The organism is Flavobacterium limicola (assembly GCF_003634755.1).
Classification (GTDB): domain Bacteria; phylum Bacteroidota; class Bacteroidia; order Flavobacteriales; family Flavobacteriaceae; genus Flavobacterium; species Flavobacterium limicola.
The window spans coordinates 852,435-875,404 of the sequence record NZ_RBXA01000001.1 but is presented as its reverse complement, the minus strand read 5'-3'; the positions used below and the strand labels follow the sequence as shown (position 1 = coordinate 875,404).

Annotated in this window: 24 protein-coding genes; 12 read left to right on the top strand and 12 right to left on the bottom strand. The window is 34.9% G+C overall.

Annotation, left to right across the window (positions count from 1 at the left end; all coding sequences use genetic code 11):
* The first annotated feature begins 30 nt into the window (after positions 1 to 30).
* From thiC to BC952_RS03865, 7 genes are all read left to right on the top strand, one after another.
* The gene (thiC, locus tag BC952_RS03895) at positions 31 to 1,854 is read left to right on the top strand and encodes a phosphomethylpyrimidine synthase ThiC (RefSeq protein ID WP_121364325.1); all 1,824 of its coding nucleotides are present in this window, start codon (positions 31 to 33) and stop codon (positions 1,852 to 1,854) included.
* A gap of 4 nt (positions 1,855 to 1,858) precedes the next feature.
* Entirely contained in the window at positions 1,859 to 2,458 is a 600-nt protein-coding gene (locus tag BC952_RS03890) for a thiamine phosphate synthase (RefSeq protein WP_121364324.1), read from the top strand.
* Complete coding sequence (locus tag BC952_RS03885) at positions 2,431 to 3,186, top strand: hydroxymethylpyrimidine/phosphomethylpyrimidine kinase (protein WP_121364323.1); 756 nt, start codon at positions 2,431 to 2,433, stop codon at positions 3,184 to 3,186. Before BC952_RS03890 ends, BC952_RS03885 begins: the two co-directional genes overlap by 28 nt.
* Positions 3,179 to 3,811 carry a thiamine phosphate synthase gene (locus tag BC952_RS03880; protein WP_121364322.1) on the top strand — a complete coding sequence of 211 codons (633 nt, stop codon included), beginning with the start codon at positions 3,179 to 3,181 and terminating at the stop codon, positions 3,809 to 3,811. The genes BC952_RS03885 and BC952_RS03880 overlap by 8 nt, the downstream gene beginning before the upstream one ends.
* On the top strand, positions 3,798 to 4,568 hold the full coding sequence (locus BC952_RS03875) for a thiazole synthase (RefSeq protein WP_121364321.1): 771 nt from the start codon (positions 3,798 to 3,800) through the stop codon (positions 4,566 to 4,568). The genes BC952_RS03880 and BC952_RS03875 overlap by 14 nt, the downstream gene beginning before the upstream one ends.
* A gap of 82 nt (positions 4,569 to 4,650) precedes the next feature.
* Positions 4,651 to 5,772: a 2-iminoacetate synthase ThiH gene (thiH, locus tag BC952_RS03870; protein WP_121364320.1), complete on the top strand. Its 1,122-nt coding sequence runs from the start codon at positions 4,651 to 4,653 to the stop codon at positions 5,770 to 5,772.
* Between the two features lie 19 nt (positions 5,773 to 5,791).
* Positions 5,792 to 6,502, top strand: a complete 711-nt coding sequence (locus BC952_RS03865; protein ID WP_121364319.1) for a HesA/MoeB/ThiF family protein — start codon at positions 5,792 to 5,794, stop codon at positions 6,500 to 6,502.
* 3 nt (positions 6,503 to 6,505) lie between these two features.
* Here BC952_RS03865 and aat read toward each other — a convergent pair whose 3' ends face one another.
* The 3 genes from aat to BC952_RS03850 all read right to left on the bottom strand — a co-directional run bounded on the left by aat (position 6,506) and on the right by BC952_RS03850 (position 8,533).
* Positions 6,506 to 7,144: a leucyl/phenylalanyl-tRNA--protein transferase gene (gene aat, locus BC952_RS03860; RefSeq protein WP_121364318.1), complete on the bottom strand. Its 639-nt coding sequence runs from the start codon at positions 7,142 to 7,144 to the stop codon at positions 6,506 to 6,508.
* A 102-nt stretch (positions 7,145 to 7,246) separates the two neighbouring features.
* On the bottom strand, positions 7,247 to 7,627 hold the full coding sequence (locus tag BC952_RS03855) for a DUF3127 domain-containing protein (RefSeq protein ID WP_113634053.1): 381 nt from the start codon (positions 7,625 to 7,627) through the stop codon (positions 7,247 to 7,249).
* 24 nt (positions 7,628 to 7,651) lie between these two features.
* On the bottom strand, positions 7,652 to 8,533 hold the full coding sequence (locus BC952_RS03850) for a flavin reductase family protein (protein ID WP_121364317.1): 882 nt from the start codon (positions 8,531 to 8,533) through the stop codon (positions 7,652 to 7,654).
* 272 nt (positions 8,534 to 8,805) lie between these two features.
* Between BC952_RS03850 and BC952_RS03845 the strand changes: the two genes are divergently transcribed.
* A complete protein-coding gene (locus BC952_RS03845; RefSeq protein ID WP_121364316.1) occupies positions 8,806 to 9,636 on the top strand; it encodes a CPBP family intramembrane glutamic endopeptidase in 831 nt (276 codons plus the stop codon).
* A 105-nt stretch (positions 9,637 to 9,741) separates the two neighbouring features.
* Positions 9,742 to 10,896, top strand: coding sequence for a sensor histidine kinase (locus tag BC952_RS03840; protein WP_121364315.1), 1,155 nt, complete (start codon positions 9,742 to 9,744; stop codon positions 10,894 to 10,896).
* On the opposite strand, the gene BC952_RS03835 is transcribed toward BC952_RS03840, so the two are convergent.
* From BC952_RS03835 to greA, 3 genes are all read right to left on the bottom strand, one after another.
* Positions 10,893 to 12,059, bottom strand: a complete 1,167-nt coding sequence (locus BC952_RS03835; protein ID WP_167445678.1) for a transglutaminase domain-containing protein — start codon at positions 12,057 to 12,059, stop codon at positions 10,893 to 10,895. The two genes, BC952_RS03840 and BC952_RS03835, sit on opposite strands and share 4 nt — an antisense overlap.
* 99 nt (positions 12,060 to 12,158) lie before the next feature.
* Positions 12,159 to 12,548 carry an HIT family protein gene (locus tag BC952_RS03830; protein ID WP_113634058.1) on the bottom strand — a complete coding sequence of 130 codons (390 nt, stop codon included), beginning with the start codon at positions 12,546 to 12,548 and terminating at the stop codon, positions 12,159 to 12,161.
* Between the two features lie 34 nt (positions 12,549 to 12,582).
* Positions 12,583 to 13,059, bottom strand: a complete 477-nt coding sequence (greA, locus tag BC952_RS03825; RefSeq protein WP_121364313.1) for a transcription elongation factor GreA — start codon at positions 13,057 to 13,059, stop codon at positions 12,583 to 12,585.
* Positions 13,060 to 13,221: 162 nt separating this feature from the next.
* Between greA and BC952_RS03820 the strand changes: the two genes are divergently transcribed.
* On the top strand, positions 13,222 to 13,635 hold the full coding sequence (locus tag BC952_RS03820; RefSeq protein WP_121364312.1) for a Rieske (2Fe-2S) protein: 414 nt from the start codon (positions 13,222 to 13,224) through the stop codon (positions 13,633 to 13,635).
* 59 nt (positions 13,636 to 13,694) lie between these two features.
* Here the strand turns inward: BC952_RS03820 and BC952_RS03815 are convergent, their stop codons facing one another.
* The 6 genes from BC952_RS03815 to BC952_RS03790 all read right to left on the bottom strand — a co-directional run bounded on the left by BC952_RS03815 (position 13,695) and on the right by BC952_RS03790 (position 20,587).
* Positions 13,695 to 15,845, bottom strand: coding sequence for a TonB-dependent receptor (locus BC952_RS03815; protein ID WP_121364311.1), 2,151 nt, complete (start codon positions 15,843 to 15,845; stop codon positions 13,695 to 13,697).
* Positions 15,846 to 16,088: 243 nt separating this feature from the next.
* A complete protein-coding gene (gene arfB, locus BC952_RS03810) occupies positions 16,089 to 16,493 on the bottom strand; it encodes an alternative ribosome rescue aminoacyl-tRNA hydrolase ArfB (protein WP_121364310.1) in 405 nt (134 codons plus the stop codon).
* Between the two features lie 11 nt (positions 16,494 to 16,504).
* Positions 16,505 to 18,625: a DUF4301 family protein gene (locus tag BC952_RS03805; RefSeq protein ID WP_121364309.1), complete on the bottom strand. Its 2,121-nt coding sequence runs from the start codon at positions 18,623 to 18,625 to the stop codon at positions 16,505 to 16,507.
* A complete protein-coding gene (pnuC, locus tag BC952_RS03800; RefSeq protein ID WP_121364308.1) occupies positions 18,580 to 19,209 on the bottom strand; it encodes a nicotinamide riboside transporter PnuC in 630 nt (209 codons plus the stop codon). The genes BC952_RS03805 and pnuC overlap by 46 nt, the downstream gene beginning before the upstream one ends.
* A gap of 4 nt (positions 19,210 to 19,213) precedes the next feature.
* Positions 19,214 to 19,930 (bottom strand): phosphoglycerol geranylgeranyltransferase, encoded by a 717-nt coding sequence (locus BC952_RS03795; protein WP_121364307.1) that lies wholly within the window; start codon positions 19,928 to 19,930, stop codon positions 19,214 to 19,216.
* 27 nt (positions 19,931 to 19,957) lie between these two features.
* Entirely contained in the window at positions 19,958 to 20,587 is a 630-nt protein-coding gene (locus tag BC952_RS03790) for a 4'-phosphopantetheinyl transferase family protein (protein WP_121364306.1), read from the bottom strand.
* 251 nt (positions 20,588 to 20,838) lie between these two features.
* Between BC952_RS03790 and ahcY the strand changes: the two genes are divergently transcribed.
* Complete coding sequence (gene ahcY, locus BC952_RS03785) at positions 20,839 to 22,155, top strand: adenosylhomocysteinase (RefSeq protein ID WP_121364305.1); 1,317 nt, start codon at positions 20,839 to 20,841, stop codon at positions 22,153 to 22,155.
* Positions 22,156 to 22,627: 472 nt separating this feature from the next.
* Positions 22,628 to 22,966, top strand: a complete 339-nt coding sequence (locus tag BC952_RS03780) for a DoxX family protein (protein WP_121364304.1) — start codon at positions 22,628 to 22,630, stop codon at positions 22,964 to 22,966.
* Positions 22,967 to 22,970 lie beyond the last annotated feature (4 nt).

Sequence of the window (22,970 nt, the reverse complement as noted above, 5' to 3'; positions counted from 1 at the left end):
TTTAATTCTTAAATCTTTCAATTAAAAAACATGAATAACGAAGAAAAAATCTCAAGAACTCCCTTCCGAAACTCTACAAAAATTTACGTAGACGGAACCATTCATCCCATAAAAGTAGCAATGCGAGAAATTACCTTGGCTGACACTAAATTATCCAACGGACGAATAGAAAAAAATCCACCGGTAACCGTTTACGATACTTCCGGCCCATTCACCGACCCAAATATTGAAATCGACATTCGAAAAGGATTACCACGCATTCGCGAACAATGGATTTTGGACCGTAATGATGTGGAAGAATTATCTGAAATCTCATCCGAATACGGAAAATCCCGTTTGAATGACCAAAAGCTAGATCACTTACGTTTCGAATATTTACACAAACCCATGCGTGCCAAAAAAGGAGCTAACGTTTCCCAATTGTATTATGCAAAACAAGGAATCATCACACCAGAAATGGAATACATTGCCATTCGTGAAAACCAACGCTTGGAGTTGTTAAATGAACAAACCAAAGCCATGCAATGCCAACACGGCGGAAACAGTTTTGGAGCAAATACGCCAAAATCTAAAATCACACCTGAATTTGTCCGTAGCGAAGTAGCCAGAGGTCGTGCCATTATCCCAAATAACATCAACCACCCCGAAAGCGAGCCAATGATTGTAGGTCGTAACTTCTTGGTAAAAATTAATGCCAATATCGGAAACAGTGCCGTAACCTCAACTATCGAAGAAGAAGTAGAAAAAGCGGTTTGGGCTTGCCGTTGGGGAGCTGATACAATTATGGATTTGTCTACAGGGAAAAATATTCACGAAACCAGAGAATGGATTATCCGAAATTCTCCTGTACCAATAGGAACGGTGCCTATTTACCAAGCATTGGAAAAAGTAAATGGCGTTGCCGAAGATTTAACTTGGGAAGTATTCCGCGATACTTTAATTGAACAAGCGGAACAAGGTGTTTCTTACTTCACTATTCATGCGGGCGTTTTATTGCGTTACATCCATTTAACGGCTGACCGCGTTACCGGAATTGTCTCACGCGGTGGTTCTATCATGGCAAAATGGTGTTTGTTTCACCACAAAGAAAACTTTCTATACACTCATTTTGAGGATATTTGCGAAATCATGAAACAGTATGACGTAGCTTTCTCATTAGGAGATGGTTTACGACCTGGTTCTATTGCCGATGCAAATGATGCTGCGCAGTTCGCCGAGTTGGAAACACTTGGAGAACTGACAAAAGTCGCTTGGAAACACGACGTTCAAGTATTTATTGAAGGTCCTGGTCACGTGCCCATGCACATGATTAAGGAAAACATGGACAAACAATTAGAACATTGTGATGAAGCTCCTTTTTATACTTTAGGCCCATTAACAACTGATATCGCTCCAGGTTATGACCACATCACTTCTGCCATTGGAGCTGCCATGATTGGCTGGTATGGCTGTGCAATGTTGTGTTATGTTACTCCAAAAGAACATCTTGGTTTACCCAACAAAAAAGACGTGAAAGACGGTGTAATCACTTATAAGATTTCCGCTCATGCCGCTGATTTGGCCAAAGGTCATCCGGGATCACAATACCGTGACAATGCCTTAAGTAAAGCGCGTTTTGAATTCCGTTGGGAGGACCAGTTCAACTTGTCTTTAGATCCAGATACGGCGCGTGAATTCCACGATGAAACATTACCGGCAGATGGTGCAAAAGTCGCCCATTTTTGTTCTATGTGCGGACCCAAATTCTGTTCTATGAAAATTTCACAGGAAATTCGTGACGTTGCCGAAGCCGAAAAAGGCATGCAAGCGAAATCACAGGAATTTGTACAAAGCGGAAAAGAAATTTATAGCTAAATAAATGATCGTTATTTCCAATCCCACTCTTATAAAGAATGAAATCAGCACTATAAATCTTCTTTTCGAAAATGGAATGGATTTATTTCATATTCGAAAACCAGATTTTTCTGTAGCAAAAATGAAAGCTTTCTTGTTTGAAATAAAATCGGATTATAGACAAAATTTGGTTTTACACAGTCATCATCAATTGGCCGTAGAGTTTGGAATACGTCGCATTCACTTTACAGAAAAAAAACGAAATGAAACGTCTGAAGAAAGTTTAAAAAAATGGAAAGAAAATAGATTCACACTCTGTACTTCCATTCACAAAATGGCTGATTTTGAAAAATTATCTGATGTTTTCGATTATGCGTTTTTCGGGCCCGTTTTCGAAAGTATTTCCAAAACAAATTACATTTCGGATATTGATTTTGAAAAAGAATTAAAACAAAGAAATAATACCAAAACTGCACTGATTGCAGTAGGAGGAATTACATTCGAGAGAATCAAGATTGCATTGAAATATGATTTTGATGATGTGGCGCTTTTAGGTACCATTTGGAACAGCAATAACCCAATAGAAAATTATAAACTATGTCAGCAAATCGTTCTTTCGTATTAACAATTGCAGGCTTTGACCCTTCCGGAGGCGCAGGGATTTTGGCCGATGCGAAAACATTCGAGCAACATCATGTTTATGGTTTTGCAGTAAATACTGGAAATACCATTCAAACCGAAAATGAGTTCTTCGAAATGCAATGGACAGACTTGAATTTTGTTTTGCGTTCATTAGAAATGTTATTCAAAAAATATAGTATCAAAGCCGTAAAAATTGGAATTGTTCCTTCATTGGATTATTTAAAAGAAATTGTTTTTACCGTGAAAAGGCTTTCGCCAAAAACAAAAATTGTTTGGGATACCATTCTGAAATCCACTACCGAATTCGATTTTATAAGCATCAAAAACCAAGCTTTTTTGATTGAAATATTGAAAGAAATTGATTTGATAACGCCCAATTACGATGAGATTTTACAATTGTCTTCGGAAGAAATTAATGCAGAAACAATCGCAGAAAACCTTTCGGAATATTGCGCCGTTTTACTAAAAGGCGGTCATAATCCAGACGAAATAGGCGTTGATTATTTATATCTGGAAAATGAAATTTTCAGGCTTGCGGCAAAAAATGCTTCAGTTTTCGAAAAACATGGCTCCGGCTGCGTATTATCATCAGGCATTACAGCCAATATAGCTTTAGAACAAGACCTGAAAACTGCCTGTACTAATGCCAAAAAATATACAGAAACCTATTTACAATCTAACCAAACCAAATTAGGATACCATTATGCATAACCAATTACAATACATTTCGCAAGGAAATACAGTCGAAGAACAATTATATAACATCCACAAAGCATTGGATAATGGTTGCGAATGGATACAAATGAGATTCAAAAAAAATTATTCAGATGATACTTTCACGTTGGCGGAAACCGTAAAAATGTTATGCAAAGAATATTCAGCCACTTTTATCATCAATGACAACGTCTACTTAGCAAAACAATTGGATGCGGATGGAGTTCATTTAGGTTTGAGTGACATGAGCGTTGAAGAAGCAAGACTCATTTTAGGAAAAACAAAAATCATTGGAGGCACCGCAAATACTTTTGAAGATGTGCTTCAAAGAACAGCCGAAAATTGTGATTATATTGGCCTGGGTCCATTCCAATTTACAACGACCAAACAAAATCTAAGTCCGATTTTAGGATTGGAAGGCTATCGGTCGATTATCGGTCGAATGAAGGCAAAAAACATCCAAATCCCTATTTATGCCATTGGAGGAATCACACTTGAAAATGTAGAAAGTCTAATGAAAACTGGAATTCACGGCATAGCCGTTTCCGGTTTGATTACACAAACCGAAAATGCATCGCAACTTATCAATCAACTTAACCACAAATTATATGTTACCATTTAAAATAGGAGACAGAACCTTTGAATCCCGCTTGTTTTTAGGCACAGGAAAATTTGGTTCGAATAAACAAATGGAAGAAGCCATTTTAGCATCCGGGAGCGAGTTAGTAACCGTAGCCTTAAAACGTATTGATTTAGAAACTGAAACAGATGCCATTTTAGCACATCTGAAACACCCGAAAATTAATTTATTACCCAATACCTCCGGAGCACGAAATGCCAAAGAAGCCATTTTTGCCGCACAATTAGCCCGTGAGGCATTAGAAACCAATTGGCTAAAACTAGAAATTCATCCTGATCCAAAATACTTAATGCCTGATGCGATTGAAACCTTAAAAGCTACGGAAGCATTAGCTAAAATGGGTTTTATTGTTTTGCCTTACATTCATGCGGATCCGGTTTTGTGCAAGCGTTTGGAAGATGCCGGAACTTCAGCGGTGATGCCTTTGGGCTCGCCCATTGGGAGTAATAAAGGATTGAAAACTATCGATTTTTTAGAAATCATAATTGAACAAAGTAGAGTTCCAGTAATTATAGATGCCGGAATTGGGTCACCTTCTGATGCTGCTAAGGCAATGGAACTTGGAGCTGATGCAGTTTTAGTAAATACTGCGATTGCCGTTGCAGGAAACCCAATACTGATGGCAAAGGCTTTTAGAGAAGCTGTTATTGCAGGCCGAAAAGCATTTGAAGCAAAAATCGCGCAACAACATAATCGAGCAATGGCTTCAAGTCCTTTGACTGCATTTCTATATGAATAATCCTCTCCCCAACCCTCTCCAAAGGAGAGGGAGCCAAAACTGAATAATAAAAATGACGCTTCCTAAATAACCAACTTAAACGATGAACACATTTAAATCGGTTTTTGATAATTACGATTGGGATACCATTCAATCCAAAATATACCAAACTACACCAAAAGATGTAGAACGGGCATTGGCTAAAAACAAACGAAATTTAGATGATTTTTTGGTCTTCATTTCACCCGCTGCGCAACCCTATTTAGAACAAATGGCGCAACAAGCACATGAACTAACCCAAAAAAGATTTGGCAAAACGATTCAAATGTATGCTCCTTTGTATTTAAGCAACGAATGCCAAAACATTTGTACGTATTGTGGTTTTAGTTTAGACAACAAAATCAAGCGAAAAACACTTACCGAAAATGAAATTACATTGGAAATTGAGGTCTTAAAAAAAGCGAGATTTGATCATGTTTTGTTAGTAACGGGCGAAGCAAACCATACCGTAAACATTCATTATTTTCTAAAGACAATTGCTCAAATAAAAAATAACTTTTCTACTATTTCAGCCGAAGTGCAACCTTTGTCAACAGAAGAATACGAGCAATTGCATAACGCTGGAATCTATTCGATTTTAGTATACCAAGAAACGTATCATCGTGATGTTTACAAACAGTATCATACAAAAGGGAAAAAATCAAATTTTGACTTTCGCTTAGAAACACCGGATCGAGTGGGAACTGCCGGTATTCATAAAATTGGGTTGGGTGTTTTATTAGGATTGGAAGATTGGCGTACAGACAGTTTTTTCAATGCATTACATTTAGATTATTTACAAAAAACATACTGGCAAACTAAATATGCGGTTTCTTTCCCCAGATTACGTCCGGCAGAAGGAGTGATTGACCCCAACTTTATCATGGATGACACCGATTTAACCCAACTCATTTGTGCCTACCGCTTGTGGAATGAAGATTTAGAAATCTCCCTGTCGACGCGTGAAAATGAAAAATTCCGGGACAATATTATCCCAATAGCCATTACCAGTATGAGTGCCGGTTCTAAAACTAATCCTGGCGGCTATGTCGTTGATTCGCAATCCTTGGAACAATTCGAAATCAGTGACGAACGATCGGCTTCTGAGATTGCACAAGTCATTTCCAGTAAAGGATATGAACCCGTTTGGAAAGATTGGGACAGGAGCTACACAAAAATAGATTAACATTTTATATTACAGCAAGATGAGTATTATACAGGATTTTTTACGCTACAACCGACAAATGATGTTACCGGAAATAGGAGATTCCGGACAGGAAAAACTCAAGAATGCCAAAGTTTTAGTGATTGGTGCTGGCGGATTAGGGTGTCCTATCTTGCAATATATAGCAACGGCCGGAATTGGAACCATAGGAATTGTAGATTTTGACACAATAGAATTACACAACCTACACCGTCAAATCCTATATACTGAAGAGCACGTTGGTCAATCAAAAGCAATTATTGCAAAATCTGTTTTGGAAACTTTAAATACATTGATTGATATTATTGCTTTTGAAGAAAAATTAACTATTGAGAATGCGGCGCAAATCATCCTGAATTTTGATGTAGTTGTTGATGGGAGCGATAATTTTGCTACTCGTTATTTAGTAAATGATACTTGTGTGATGTTAGTGAAACCTGTAGTCTATGGCAGTATCTTAAAATTTGAAGGGCAAATGGCGGTTTTCAATCATAATGGAAGTAAAAATCTTCGTGACGTATTCCCTGAACCACCCAGTCCAAAAGATATTCCCAATTGTAATTTGAATGGCGTTTTGGGCACGCTCTCTGGGATAATTGGCACAATGATGGCGCATGAAACTTTGAAACTAATTATGGATTTACCAACATTGCAAAATGAATTAATTCTTTTTAACACACTAGATTGGAGTTTTAAAAAATTAAGATTTTAAGTGTTATTTGCTTTTCAATATTTCCATAAAATCGATTCTGTCAATTTCCCTGCAACCCAAACTTTCAAGGTGCGGATTATAAACCTGACAATCCAGCAATTTATAATTGGTTGCCTTTAATTGGTTCACCAAAGCTATAAAAGCCACCTTGGAAGCATTCGAAACTTTTGAAAACATGCTTTCACCACAAAAAACATGACCTAAATCAATTCCATATAAACCACCAACCAAAACCTCATCTTGCCAAACCTCAACTGATTTAGCGATTCCTAATTCATGAAGTTTACAATAGGCTTCAATCATATCATTCGTAATCCAAGTTCCGTTTTGACCATCACGTTCTATGTTTTGACAATTAAAAATTACGTCTCTAAAATTCTGATTGAAATTAACCTTAAAACTATTCCGATTTAGGATATTACGCATACTTTTGGAAACTACCAACTCATCCAGAAACAAAACCATTCTTGGGTTTGGTGACCACCACATAATGGGTTCACCATTTTCAAACCAAGGAAAAATACCACTTTTGTAAGCAAGTAGTAAGCGTTCCGGAGATAAATCACCGCCAACGGCTAAAATTCCATCGCGATTGGCTTGGTCAACAGGAGGAAAAAATAATTCTGGAGATAAATAATACATTTTTCAATTTCAAAAATCAACGGCAATTTCAAAAAAATAAAAAAGTCAGAAATTCAAGTAAAACTCAAACTTCTGACTTCTAATTTTTAACTTTTTTATGTCTTAGAATGGCAAATCATCTGCTTCTTCTTCATTTAAGTTTGTTGCTGGTGCAAAAGCTTCAGCAGCAGGCATAGGTGGCATTTGCGCAGCAGAAGGAGCTTCGCCTTGTAATTTTCCAATTCTCCATCCTTGAATAGTATTGAAATAAACTGTTTCCCCTTGAGGATTTGTCCATTCTCTACCTCTAAGATTAATATCAATTTTAACTGGCTCACCTACTTGAAAACTGTTCAATAAGTCACATTTATCTTGAACAAACTGAACTAGAATATGTTGTGGATACTGCTCATCAGTTGTAACAACTACATCTCTTTTTTTGAAACCTCCAGATCCAACTTCTTTAGTTTGATCGATCATTTTAATTTTTCCTGTAACTTCCATCTTCTCTATTTTAATTGTTTTGTTCTATCTTTTTTTCTCTGCCAAAAGCACTTTCCACGCGGAAGAAACATCATTGGCATTCAAATATTTTTTGGCCTCAAGATGCACTTTATCAGCATCATCGGAACTTAAAACTCCTTTTACTGCAAAATTTTGCTGTACAAATATACTAACTTCTTCGGTTGTAGGCAAGGCTTCTACATTCCCTAACATTCCTAAATCATTTCCATCAAAAATTGGACTTTCTTTTATAAAATTCGGAATTGCATCCACTCCGATTCCTAAGGTTGATAACGGTTTTGGCACTTCAAAAAGCCCTTGGTTTGACCTCGAATACCAATTGCCACCTAATCTGGAAACTAAGTCCATTTTATATTGATCAATCGCTCCATTTTCATCTAAAACAGATTCGTCAATATGTATTCGCAAAACTTCGCAAAGCACTAAATTTCCTGCTCCTCCTTCTGTTCCCAGTGGAATAATCTGAGTCACTTTGCATTCAAATTGAACAGGCGATTCTTTCACTCGAAACGGTTTTACCACTTCTGAAGCAATTGGCGTCAAGCCTGATTTTAAAAACTCATCCACGCCATCAGCATACTCCGTACTTGCCAGAGAAATCTGTTGTACCATATCGTAATTTACGACATTAATTACGACTTCCCTAGTAGCTTCGGCATTGATTAACGTATGTTTTATTGAATTGTCACGAACGCGTCTCGCCGGTGAAAATATCAAAATTGGAGGATTTGCACTGAACACATTAAAGAAACTAAAAGGCGATACATTAGGATTCCCTTCCGCATCCATGGTACTGGCAAAAGCAATGGGTCTTGGCCCAACAGAACTTTGTAAATACCCTTGTAATTTAGCCGTTTCAATACATTTAGGATCAATCGTAATCATATTTTTTAGTTTTTGCTGAGATACAAAAGTAGACAAATGGATTAAGTTTTAAGAAGTAAGACAAAAGATTTAGAATAAAATTAGAATGTGATTTCTTTGAAAGAAAATTCTTCGATTAAAACTAAATACTAAAACATTTATTTCTTTATATTTAGACACACTAATTTAATGGGCATCGTTTCGAAATTTTATTTGAGATTTTGGAACGGAGTTTTCCATAAAGAATATGCACGATCGTTAGATACAGAATAAAAAAAATAAAACAACAAGAAATGGCAAAAATAAGTAATGAAGAAAGTTATCCCAATATTCGAGAAAGTTGGAGAGTGGTAGGAACAATAATATTATTTTCAATTTTATTCATCCCTATAAAAATGATATTTGAAACAACTTTAGGAAAAGAACTCACATTCTTAATTTATTATGTTCTGACAATGGGGATTACTTTTGTTATTATTCATCGTATAAGGATAAATAGACAAGAGACAAGTAATTATGATTTTGGAATTAGTTCAATAAAGATTGCTTTACTGCTTTGCTTTGCGACAATTGCAATTCAAATAGGAATAACATTCCCTATTATTAGCCAAATCCCAATGCCAGACTTTATACAAAAGATATTTCTCGACGATGGAAGTACGACGGGTGTGTATTCATTTATTACCATAGTTATTGCTGCTCCTATTCTTGAAGAATTGATATTTAGAGGATTTATTCTAAATGGACTTTTAAAAAGCTACTCTCCACTAAAGGCAATAATTATTTCAAGTTTACTTTTTGGTCTAGTTCATTTGAATCCTTGGCAGTTTATAGGAGCTTCTATTGGTGGAATTTTATCAGGTTGGGTTTATTTTAAAACAAACAAAATAACTCTGCCCATTATAATACACATGACTAATAATTTCCTAGCCTTACTTGTCAGTTATTTTAATTCAAGAAATGTGAATTTAACTAAATCAATAAGCGAGTACTCATTTACTGAATTATATGGAGGAACGACAAACCTAATTGTAATATTAACTGTAGCAATAACCATAGCAATAAGTTCTATTTATCTACTTGACAAAGAATTTCGGAAAAAGGAAAAAAATAGCTACGCATAACACTAGAATAAAATAAAGCGATCATTTTTTTGATTAAAATTCTTTATCAAAAACTAAAATAGTACGCCATTTATTTCGTTATATTTATAATTCAAAATTTAATTTATGCAGTTTTCTGAAAGAAGAAATACAACCCGTTGGATCATAATTTTCGCCTCTTTTTTAATAATTTCACTGATTCTCTGGAACACCTACACTTTTTTTCAAATCTTCAAAAATGAAGAACGATTAAAAATGAATCTTTGGGCGCAAGCGCAAAAAACACTTATTAACGCCGGTGAAAACACGGATGTTGAACTTCCTCTACAAATTTTCAGTGATAATACTTCGATTCCTATTATACTTACAGAAAATGACAGCATCATAAACACCGTAAATATTGACGAGGTTATTGTAAAAAACAATAAAAAGGCAGTCGCTTTTTTGCATGATTTAAAAAGTGAAAATGAGCCCATTGTCATTGAATATGTCCCAGGAAAATTTCAAAAACTCTATTATGGAAACTCGGCTTTACTGAATAAATTAAAATATTATCCCGTTGCTTTAGTGCTAATTATTGTGCTTTTTGGGGCTTTAGTTTACAATTTTTACCGAAGTACCAAAATGGCAACGCAAAACAAACTTTGGGCCGGAATGGCCAAAGAAACTGCACACCAAATAGGAACTCCGCTTTCTTCCTTGATTGGCTGGGTGGAACTATTGAAATCTGAAAATGTGGATGAGAGCACGACTCTCGAAATTGAAAAAGACATTGAGCGTTTGCAAACCATTACCGATCGTTTTTCTAAAATAGGATCGGAACCCAAATTAGAAAACAAAGATATTGTCTCAGAAACTCTTCAGTCCTACGATTATTTGCAATCCCGATTTTCTAAACAAATTGAGTTTTCGTTCAAAGCACCAAAATCCCCAATTATGGTATCTCTGAATCCTACACTTCACAGTTGGACCATTGAGAATTTGGTAAAAAACGCAATCGATGCGATGAAAGGCAAAGGAAAATTAGCACTGGAAATTGAGCAAGAAGGCGATTATGTAAAAATAAACGTTTCAGATACCGGTGGTGGAATTCAGAAAAAACAATTCAAAAGTATTTTCGAACCTGGCTTTACTACCAAAAAAAGAGGTTGGGGCTTGGGACTTTCATTGACTAAAAGAATCGTTGAGGAATACCATAAAGGAACTATCAAAGTCTTGAATTCCGAAATTGGCAAAGGTACAACGATGCAAGTGAGTTTAAAAAAAAGTAATCTAGCTTAACGAGCTCCTAAACGATACCCTTTGAAAAACATCGTTTTTCTGACCGTTTTAGAGGTGTTCAAATAGTCTTGTACAAATGAGTAATGCTCTTCAGCTTGCGCTAAAGCTCTGCTGATAGATTTTTTTATCGAAGCCAAATTAGTTGCATTTTCATTCCCAACAAAACCAACTTTGTAAAGATCATTTTGACATTTGGCCAGTTTTTCTCTTGGCATTTCAATCATGCGATAAATTTCATCATCTGAAAAAATAGGGCTGAACTTATTGTTTCTATAATGGATAAAATCATTCAACAACACAACAGCCTCATTCATTTCATTTACAATAGAATTTAATTGCTGTATGTTAGTATTGTGTCGCAAATAGGTCAATTTTTTCTTTTTTCCTTCATAACGTTCTATAATCATGTTATTAATCAATCCATTTTTTTCTATTCGTTGTGCTGAAGCGAACAATTGATTCGCTTCAGACAAATTATTATGATTTGCAATTTCTTTCTCGAAATCAAAGTATTTCTTAGTTTTATTGATTTGGGTTTTACCTTCATAAAACTCATTATTGGTAATAGGATAATTAGAAAATTGCCATAAATAATCAAATGGAATGTGGGAAGTTATTATTTTAGTTGGCTCAGTTTTGAAATAAGCATTATCTAATCTTTTGTAAAATTTACCATTATTAACATAACCAGAACCCCAAGTTGGGTCAAATACATACCACTTCCTGTCAACTTTTGCAGCGACCCAAGCATGAGCCAAGTTACTTACTTTGCCGTTTTGCTTGGTATATCCTTCAATGATGTAGGATTGAATTCCAATTTTTTGAGAGAGATCATTAAAAACGGAAGCATAATGAATACAGACGCCTTTTTTAGTCTTCAACGTCTTTGCAATTTTCTGCTGAACTGTTTCATTAAAATTTACGGCATTCATTCCTGGAATATCGTAAGTGATATTTGATGCCGTCCAATAAAAAACCGCCCTGATTTTATCTGTTTCTGTTTTGAAATTAGCGTTGATGTAGTTTGCAATTGCTTGTGTAGAAGTAGTTACATTTGCAGGAATTGCGCCCATTTTAGCATCAACCCCAACATATCCGGTATTTGCTTGCCCAAAACTAAGCATGGAGAAAAAGAAAAAAAACAAAAAAGAAATGTTTTTCATAATATATAATATAGGCTTCATAAAGTAGAAAAGGGAACAGGTTTAAACCTATTCCCTTTTAAACGAAAACCATACCAAATTATTCTATTTTAAAAAATACTATAAATTGGTTTTTATACTTGCCGCCAATGCTTCAAATTCGTCTTTGGATAACGTTACTTTATTTTGAAAACGCATTTCATCCATTTCATTCAACGGAATCAAATGAACGTGCGCATGAGGAACTTCAAGTCCTACAACTGCCATCCCAATACGTTTGCACGGAACTGTTTTCTCTAAAGCCACCGCAATTTTTTTAGAAAACTGCATTAACCCTAGATACAAATCATCTTCCATCTCAAAAATCTTATTGATTTCTTGTTTTGGAATACAAAGTGTGTGTCCTTTTGCATTTGGATTCACATCCAAAAAAGCCAAGAAATTTTCATCTTCAGCAATTTTGTAGCACGGAATTTCTCCATTTATAATTTTGGTAAAAATACTTGACATCTTGAATCAATTAATCGTTTAAACCTTTAACTAGTTAGTCGCGTGAAATTTCCAAAATTTCGAATTTCAAAACACCATTCGGAACTGTAATTTCAGCAAATTCACCCACTGATTTCCCTAATAAACCTTTCCCGATAGGTGAGGTTACTGAGATTTTTCCAGTTTTCAAATCGGCTTCACTTTCAGCTACCAACGTGTATTTCATTTCCATTCCATTGGTTTGGTTTTTGATTTTCACATTGGATAAAACCAATACTTTAGAAACATCAAGATGTGTTTCGTCTATTAATCTGGCATTAGAATGTACTTCTTCCAGTTTTGCAATACGCATTTCAAGCATTCCTTGTGCTTCTTTAGCAGCATCGTATTCAGCATTCTCAGAAAGGTCGCCTTTATCTCTTGCTTCGGCTATATCTGCAGATGCTTTTGGACGCATTACGCTCTTTAAATAATCCAATTCTTCTCTTAATTTTTTTAATCCTTCTGCTGTGTAATACGATACTGTGCTCATAAATTCCTCATTTATATAAATAGAAAAAATCCCATCAGGACGGGATTTCTTTCCACAAAGATACTATTATTTTTTTTTCGTCTATAAATATATGTTAATCATATATAATTCAAAGTTAAATAAATTAAATTTGTTTCACTAATACTTTGACACTATTTTAAAATGAAAAAATACCTGCTGCTTTCCGTCATTATTCCTTTACTTTTTTCATGTAGTGATTCTGATTTCAACAATACAAATCCATTTGTCCCTAATTACAGTTTCACAGTAGATATCAATATGAACTTGCCTGAATACTCTAATCTTAAATTCGTTAGTAATGCTGTTTATGTTCCTGGAATTGGCGCACGGGGCATTATTGTTTTTAATACTGGTAGCGGCTACAATGCTTTTGATGCTGCTTGTCCCAATCAAGCTATAAGTTCCTGCTCTACCATGACCATAAATGGAATAAATGCCGTTTGCGGCTGTGACAACAAAGAATATAGTTTGTTTACCGGACAGGGTACTTTACAATATCCTATGAAGCAATATCGGGTTCAGGTAAATGGAACGTCGCTACGGGTTTATAATTAAACCAAAAAATCCTGACAGGTAAACCATCAGGATTTTTCTCATTATAACTAAACAAGATTCTAAAACTTTAGTGTCAAACCAGCAAGAAAATTAATTCCCGCTTGTGGATAATAATACGGATATACATCATACATGTATCCGTTAGAAACATATTTCTTATCTAAAAAATTATTCACTAAACCCGTCAACACAATTTCTTTGAAGATAGTTTTTGGCTTAAAAGTGTAGGCAACATTTAAATCGTTGACAAAGTAATCCGCCAACTTAGCGGCAGGCAATTCGATGTTATTCATGTATTGTTCTCCTACAAATTTTTGCAACCATGAAATATGAAGATTTTCAATAGGTGTATAAACCAAAATATTTCCCGCAATAATTGATGGTGAATACGCAATATCTGTAGTCCCATAATTCTGACCTTCTACCGCTAAATCAGTATTTTTATTAGCACTCAACGTAAAATTAGGACGAATAATCAATTGATCTGTCAACGCTATTGTAGCATCAACTTCCAGTCCTAAACGATAACTTTTTTCGCTATTGGAACGTATTGGTGCACCAACATCATCTAAACCTCCCGTTAAAATCAATTGATCTTTATAGGCCATATAATACACATTCGAATTGAATTGTACTTTCTCCGCAACATATCGCCAACCCAATTCAAAGTCATTCAACTTTTCCGGCTTTACGTTTCCGCCTTCATAATCACTCCTATTGGGTTCGCGATTGGCTCTGGCATACGATAAATAAACGGAATTTCCAGAATTGATCGTATAGGTTAATCCTGTTTTAGGGTTAAAGAAATTAAAAGTATCATCCACAACTGTTGGCTGGACACCGTTTGCTTTGTAATTCACTGATCTATATTGCAAATCTCCAAATAAACTTAATTGCTCCGTGATTTGGTAATTGGCTTTCGCAAAAATATTTCCATCCGTTTTATTGGCATAGTCATCATAATAGCGATCTTCTAACTCACTCTGAGAAGCATTTCGTGCCCAAATGACTTTTCCAAAATGGTCGCCTTCATACTTATTCCAACCGCCACCAAAAATCACATCCAGTTTTTCATCTTTATAATTAGCAGAAAATGTAGTTCCATAGAAATCATTCTCTAACCATTTTTGTCGCACTAAATCCGTTGTTGTAATAGTGCCAATAGGCTGTAATCCATAATCTGCAAAATCAGCATCTTCTTTATAATTTTCATAAAACCCTTTTCCTTTTGTGTAATGCAACGCAAAATTTATACTCCAGTTTTCTGATATTTTTTCGTTCCAAAGCAATTGTGAGTGATCTTGCTGGTAATTATCGGTTTCATTGTCATAAAAACGAGCATTTCCTTGTTCGTCCGTGAAAGCACCTGCTGAATTAAACGTTCGATCATTTTTTAAGGTTTCACCATCTATTCCGTTCCAAGACTGGTACGTTTTTTCGGTACCACCAAAAACCAATCCTTTTATCAAAGTAGTTTTGCCCACATACGTTCCCTGAAGAAAATACGATTTCAAATCAGATGCTCCACGATCTACAAACCCATCAGACTTGATGGCCGATAAACGTCCCGCAATTTCAAAATGATTGTTCATTAAACCCGTACTGAATTTTACGGTGTGTTTCCTGGTATTAAAACTCCCCAAAGAGTTGGAAATTTCACCCGAGCTTTCTTTGGCAAAATTATCAGTTAACATATTTAAACTGGCACCAAAAGCACCTGCTCCATTAGTAGAAGTTCCTACACCGCGTTGTAATTGCAAACTCTCCACTGAAGACGCAAAATCTGGCATATTCACCCAGAACGTTCCATGACTTTCGGAATCATTATACGGAATTCCGTTGATGGTAACGTTCACTCTCGTTGCATCGCTACCACGAACCCGAATTCCGGTGTAACCCACACCATTTCCGGCATCAGAAGTCGTGACAACTGACGGTAAATAATTCATCAGAATAGGAATATCCTGTCCTAAGTTTCGGAATTTGATTTCCTTTTTGTCTAAATTACTGAAACTTACTGGCGTTTTTGTGGTAACACGTACTGCAGAAACCAAAACTTCATCAAGTTGGTTTACTTTCGTCGTGTCTTTGACTTGAGAAAAAGAGATAAAAGATGCAAGAAAAAAGACAGAAGACATATAATATGTCAGATTCTTGGACTTTGAGATTTTGAGATTTTGAGACTTTGTAACTGTAATAAAAGTATTCATCCGTAAATAAGATTACGAATAAAAGGGGGAATTATTCTTTTGTTAAATTAAAAAATGATTGTTTCCTATGACAAATAAAGTAGTGTGCACGCTATTTGTTTGTCATTTTTTCCCTTGACAACATTACTTGTCCAGGTTCTTTGGGTATAATCTCAGCTCGTTATTTAGAGCACCCCTTTGAGACAGCGCAAAAGTAGTTTTTTTATTTGTAATTTAAAACTTTAGAAAATAAAATTAAAAAACCTATTCTAAATTTGGTCTTCTCCTGTTTTTCTTGACCTCAGAAACATTTTTTTTATCCTTTATTCGCTTTCTAATGACAGATTTAGGAATTCTGGTGGGCTTTCTTTCCTTTGGAACAAGCAATGCATTTTTTATCAGTTCCAAAAATCGTTTAATTACAATTTCTTTATTTCTAAATTGACTTCGGTCTTCATCACAATTCAAAATTAAAATGGCATCAGTAGTCAATCTGGAAGATAATTTAGTTTCAACCAAAAGTTTCTCTTCTTCTGTTAAAGCCTGAGAATTTTTCAAATCAAAACTCAATACCACTTTCGAGGAAACTTTATTTACGTTCTGACCACCGGCTCCACTGCTACGGACGGCTTTAAAACTTAATTCAGATATGATTTTATCAATTTCCATGAATATTTATTTTAAGATTGATGAGACGGTTTCAACAAATCATTCACAGTTTTTACCGGATTAAAAGTAATTAACGGCACCTGAACAAACACAGTCAACCAGTTTGCCATTGCTCCGTTCCATAAACCTGGCAACTCATATCCTTTGATACTTTTACCTGCTACATTTTTCTCTACAATAAAACCACTATTATTATCCACAAACTGAGTCAGATCAAATTTCTCTTTTTTATAATTTTTAATGCCACAAACTAAATCAACCGGATTGAAATGGGTGGCAGCATTCAGAATTATCTTTTGATCCTCATTTGACAAATTAACTTGAGAACTTTCTACGATTTGTAATGAAATTGCCCCTTGATTGTTCCGTACCCAATATGGCCCTCCACCTGGCTCGCCTTCATTTTTTACCATCCCACAAATACGTATTGGTCTGTTTAAAATAGCTTTTACTTCCGTGATTTTATTTTCCAAACTGTCCCTATGAAAAGTTTCCTTCATTGTAATATTTAACTTTTCCTTCAAAAAAAGAATAATTTCATTTATCAAGTCTGCTTCAATTGATCCAGTATCCAAAGTATTTAAATAGCTAAAAACCTGTTGCTGAATTGCCAATAAAATTCCAGCCAATCCTTTTTTATATAAAGAAATTTTCTCTAAATTGTTTTGAATTACATTATCAATATTTTTGATAAACACAATATCAGCATCCAAATTATTCAAATTCTCAATCAAAGCACCGTGTCCTCCGGGTCTGAAAACCAATTGCCCATTTTCATCCCGGAACGGCTTATTTTTCATAGTAACCGCAAGAGTATCTGTACTTTTATTTTGATAGGAATAACTAAGGTTTATTGTTACACCTGACTCATTTTCAATTTTAGGTTTAATAGTGTCAATGATACTTTCAAAAAGTTTTTGATGCGATTCTGAAACTGTAAAATGCAAATGGGAACTATTATTAGAACTCGAATAATGCGCACATTCTCGCAAATGTTCTTCGACTGGAGTTGCAATATGGGTTTTATATTTATGAAAAGGAAGAATCCCTTTAGGTTGATTAGCAAAATCAAAATGATCCGCTGACAGCAGAAATTTTATGAAATAATAATTTTTCAAACTTCGGTCCAAAGTATCAAAATCAGTAAATTCAGCTCTTAGTTGCTTGTCAACTGCTTCAAAAAAAGGAAATTTTTCCATTCCTACTATAAAAATAGAAAGCTTAGTTGCTTTTTTTCGATTAATGTAGGCGTTTATCGATTCGTTTTCAATATCAAATTCATTGATAAATTCAGTCAAAAACTTAAACATTCTGCTGGCTGCTCCAGAAGCAGGAACAAATTTATTTAATTTGAGACCTGATTTATTCGAATCAAAAAAACTGGCTTTCTCTTGAAAATCTTTTTCAGATAATTTTAAAATACCATTTGACAACGTTGCCGGACTGACTAAATCCGCTTTTGGTATTCCTTCTTTAAAAAAACTCAATTGCTTTTGAATAGTTGTAATTGGGATTCCATATTCCTGAATATACAAAAAATCAGCCGATGAAAATCCTAATTCTTTGGCTAACGTTAAATCATCAATGATAGCAACTGCCTTCTTAAGTCGCAAGTCCTTGTCTCCGGAAAGTGTTATAAATGGTTTATGATTATCGATTAAAGATTGCTTAAAAACCGCAAAAACAGATTCTCTTCCCTCCGCTTTGTCTCTCAAATCATCCCTTTCCCAAGGCACATCAATATCGGTCAGAAAAAACAAATCATATTCATGTTCGCAAGCCGCTTCATGCAACAAAGGGTCACAATAGTTATAATACACCTCAGAAAAAACCTTGGTTACCATTAAATTAGTATCGCAAAAAAGATATTTATTGGCAGTCAGCGTTCGCTCATTTTCTAATTTAGTTTGACCACAAGCAATGGGCAGCATGTCATCAATTGTGCATATTTGCTGACTTGAATTCCACTTTTCCTGAAGATAATCGCGTGCAAACTCCGGAACCCATTCCGTTTTATAATATTCCGCAAGCTGTCTTGCCAAAGTAGTTTTGCCAGTGCTTTCGGGACCAAATAAAGCTATTTTTATTATTTTTGTAACTCCGCTTGAGAGCTGTCTGAGATTTTCTTCCATTCTAAATAGCCAAAAATGGCAACTACTGTAAATACTATATATTGAAAACTGGTAAAAGTATAGCCTTTTGCAAAATACAACGGAATGGAAATTACATCTCCAATAATCCAAAATATCCAATTCTCTACTTTTCTTTTGGCCATGAGCCACATTCCTACAAAGAAAATTCCTGTAATAAATGTATCTACATATGCATACCAAGTGGTGAATTTTCCGAAATAATGATATACCGAAACCACAAAGGCGACGGTAAATATAAAAAGAATTATCGCAATTCTTTTTTCAGAACTCGAAATTTTTGAAATTGGGAATTCTTCCGTATCTCCTTTTTTCCGAGTCCAATGGTACCAGCCATAAATACTCATCACAAAATAATAACCGTTGATCATCATATCGCCCCATAAAGTCCATTTCCAAAGCAAATACACAAATATGGAGGTACTTATTAATCCGGTTGGAAAAACTAAAATATTGTCTTTTTTAGCGTACCAAACGCTTAATAATCCAAAGATGACAGCAACAATTTCCAATATAATATCTAATGTTGGGTATTCGCTGTACTGCGAAAAAAAATAATCAATCATTTAATTATGCGTTAAAAAAATTATTATCGTTTTCAAAAGCGGTTCCTATAATTACTAAATCGGCTCCGGAATCATAAGCGTTTTGAATTCCTTGCAAATCTACAATTCCGCCACCAACAAGTAACGGAACTTCAATATTTTGAGCCACTAATTCAATCATTTCTAACGGAACGGCTTGTTTTGCCCCACTTCCCGCTTCCAGATAAATCAATTTATTGCCTAACATTTCGCCTGCTTGTGCCGTAGCCAATGCTAAATCAAGATTATTTCTATTTAAAGGTTTGGTCTTACTCACTCTCTCTACAGCGGTCTCAGTTCCGCTTTCAATTAAAATGTATCCTGTTGAAATGACTTCTAGTTTGGTTTTCTTTAATATGGGAGCTGCTTTTACCTGATGTTCAATTAAATAATCCGGATTGCGACCAGAGATTAATGACAAAAACAAAATAGCATCAGCTTTGTCTGAAATCTGGGATGGATTTCCGGGAAAAAGAACAATAGGTAAATCACAGTTTTGCTTGATTTTTACAATTAATTCATCTAGAATATTTGTTGTAACATAGCTTCCGCCGATGAAAATATGCGTTGCCGGCGATTGATCTATTTTTGAAATTAGTATTGCTACAGTGTTCAAATCAATTTTATCTGGATCAAGAAGAATAGCTAATAATTTTTGGTTATTCCTTTTGGCTTGTATTATTTGACTGTATAGGTTCTCCATAAGTTCTAGCGCAAATTGCAGTTTGTTTTAATTTTCAAAGGCATAAACTAAAGTAAACTCTTCTATTTCTTCAAAATGAATTTTGAAATCTTTTACTAAATTATCAAAATGAAGTTCAGCGATGGTCTGTTTACTTTCTAAATCAAAATCACAGACTCTTATATGGTTTTTGAAACTAATTCCTTTTTCGTTTCTAATTTTGAAAATAGCTTCTTTACCACCCCAAATAACCGTTAATTTCTTGATGTATTCTTCACTATCCCGATCCAAGAATTGAAATTCAAAATCACAGAATTTATCTGCAATTCGAGTGATTTTATCTCTTTGCAATTCGATATCGATTCCTACGGTTTCATCACTTATAATAATTGCCGAAAAATTATGGGAATGCGTTATCGAAATGTACTTTTCTCCTTGAAGATGTGGCTTGCCGAATTCATCGTAATACAAATCTAAATCCGTGTGACCCGTTTCCTGTAATAACATGCGAACACTGAGGAATGCGCGCTGATGCATTTCGGATTTCATTCCTTCTAGTCGGATGCGATTGCTGTCGTTTAAAATCACTTGTTCTAATAATTCCGAATAGGATTCGGTTACTTTCCAAACGAGGATTTTTGTTGTAGAATTGAATTTTATGGTTTTGAAAAGCGGCATCTTATTCTGGTTTCGTTTTTTAGCCCCGGTAGTAGCGGCATCCTTTTTTCACGCTTTTTTGCGTGTAAAAAGATATAGCGAATAACGGGAAATGGCTCCTGATACTGAAACAAGTTCACCTTCAAGAAATTATTTAGTTAATGTTCAAAAGATTAGCGAATTAAACAATTCATAAATCTTTTAGAAAATAGTTAAAATCTAAAGTTATTCCGTAAATTTGCAAAAATTTTACAATTACAAATATACTATAAATGAGTACTACAACTATGCCTTTTGTGGCTTTCAAAGTTAAAGACATTTCTCTAGCGGCTTGGGGAAGAAAAGAAATTGAACTAGCTGAAGCTGAAATGCCAGGTTTAATGGCGCTTCGTGCGGAATATAAAAATGAACAACCACTTGCTGGTGCTCGTATTGCAGGATGTTTGCACATGACAATCCAAACTGCGGTTTTGATTGAAACTTTAATTGCTCTTGGGGCTGAAGTTACTTGGTCTTCTTGTAACATTTTCTCTACTCAAGATCAAGCTGCTGCTGCAATTGCTGCTGCAGGAATTCAAGTTTATGCTTGGAAAGGTTTGAACGAAGAAGATTTTGACTGGTGTATTGAGCAAACTTTATTCTTTGGTGAAGACAGAAAACCATTGAACATGATTCTTGATGACGGTGGAGATTTGACTAATATGGTTATTGACCGTTACCCAGAATTAGTTGCTGGAATCAAAGGATTATCTGAAGAAACTACCACTGGTGTTCACAGATTGTACGAAAGAGTTAAAGCTGGAACATTACCAATGCCAGCTATAAATGTTAATGACTCGGTTACTAAATCGAAATTTGACAACAAATACGGTTGTAAAGAATCAGCAGTTGATGCGGTTCGTCGTGCAACTGATATTATGCTTGCTGCAAAAAGAGTAATCGTTTGTGGTTACGGTGACGTAGGTAAAGGAACTGCAGCTTCTTTTAGGGGTGCTGGTTCTATTGTTACAGTTACGGAAATTGACCCAATTTGTGCGCTTCAAGCTGCAATGGACGGTTTTGAAGTAAAAAAATTAGATACGGTTATTGCTACTGCTGATATTATCATTACGACTACTGGAAATAAAGATATCGTTTTGGGTTCTCATTTCGAAAAAATGAAAGACAAAACTATCGTTTGTAACATCGGGCATTTTGATAACGAAATTGATATGGCTTGGTTGAATACAAACCACGGTGCATCAAAAGTAGAGATCAAACCACAAGTTGACAAATATACAATTGCTGGAAATGATATTATCGTTTTGGCAGAAGGTCGTTTAGTAAATCTTGGTTGTGCTACAGGTCACCCAAGTTTTGTAATGAGTAACTCATTTACAAACCAAACTTTAGCTCAAATCGAATTGTGGAAAAACAGCGCGGCATACAACAATGACGTGTATATGTTACCAAAACACTTAGATGAGAAAGTAGCAATGCTACACTTAGCTAAATTAGGTGTTGAATTAGAGACTTTGCGTACTGATCAAGCGGATTATATTGGTGTTCCAGTTGAAGGTCCATTCAAACCAGAATATTACAGATACTAGATTTTAGATTGCTGATTAGCGATTTATTATTTTAAATTTAAAACCCTTGCAGTGATGCGAGGGTTTTTTGTTTTTATTCTTTAAAAAATTGCATTATAAAAGCGCTTTTGTGTTAATTGAAGTAAAATATTCTAAACCAAAAAGTAATAATACAGTAGCAACAAACTAATATTAACTACCATAATTCAAAAAAGACACTGAGATGCGATATTATTAACATTAACGCTGTGCACATCTCAATGACAAACAAACTTTCATAGGGAAAGTCTACCTTATGCTAAACGTAAATTCTAGTAACCTCAGCTAGATCTGAAGCTAACTATTAATGAACAAACATTATTTCCTAAGAAACATAAACCACAACCCAGTTCTAATTTAAGTTTATGGTATCTTTGATTACTTAAAAATTTAAAAGAATTTTTTTATTTGAAGAACTCTATATAAAGCTTGCAAAAACCTTAAAAATAAAATTATGAATACTTACACCACTATCGCCCAACTTGCAATAGCACTGTCTGTAGGTTATGTTTGGATTTTTAGATTTGATAACATTGTAAAAGAATTTAAACAATACGGACTTTCTGATTTGACACGAAATATGGTAGGCGCTTCAAAAATAGTGTTAGCAACATTATTAGTAACTGGAATATGGTATCCAGAACTCGTTTTTATCCCTGCTCTTTTAATGGCTTTTTTAATGGCTTCGGCACAGTTTTTTCATTTCAAAGTAAAAAATCCATGGATCAAACACCTTCCTTCTTTACTACTTTTGGCAATATCTCTTTTTGTGGCACTATACGTTTCCAAATAATCAA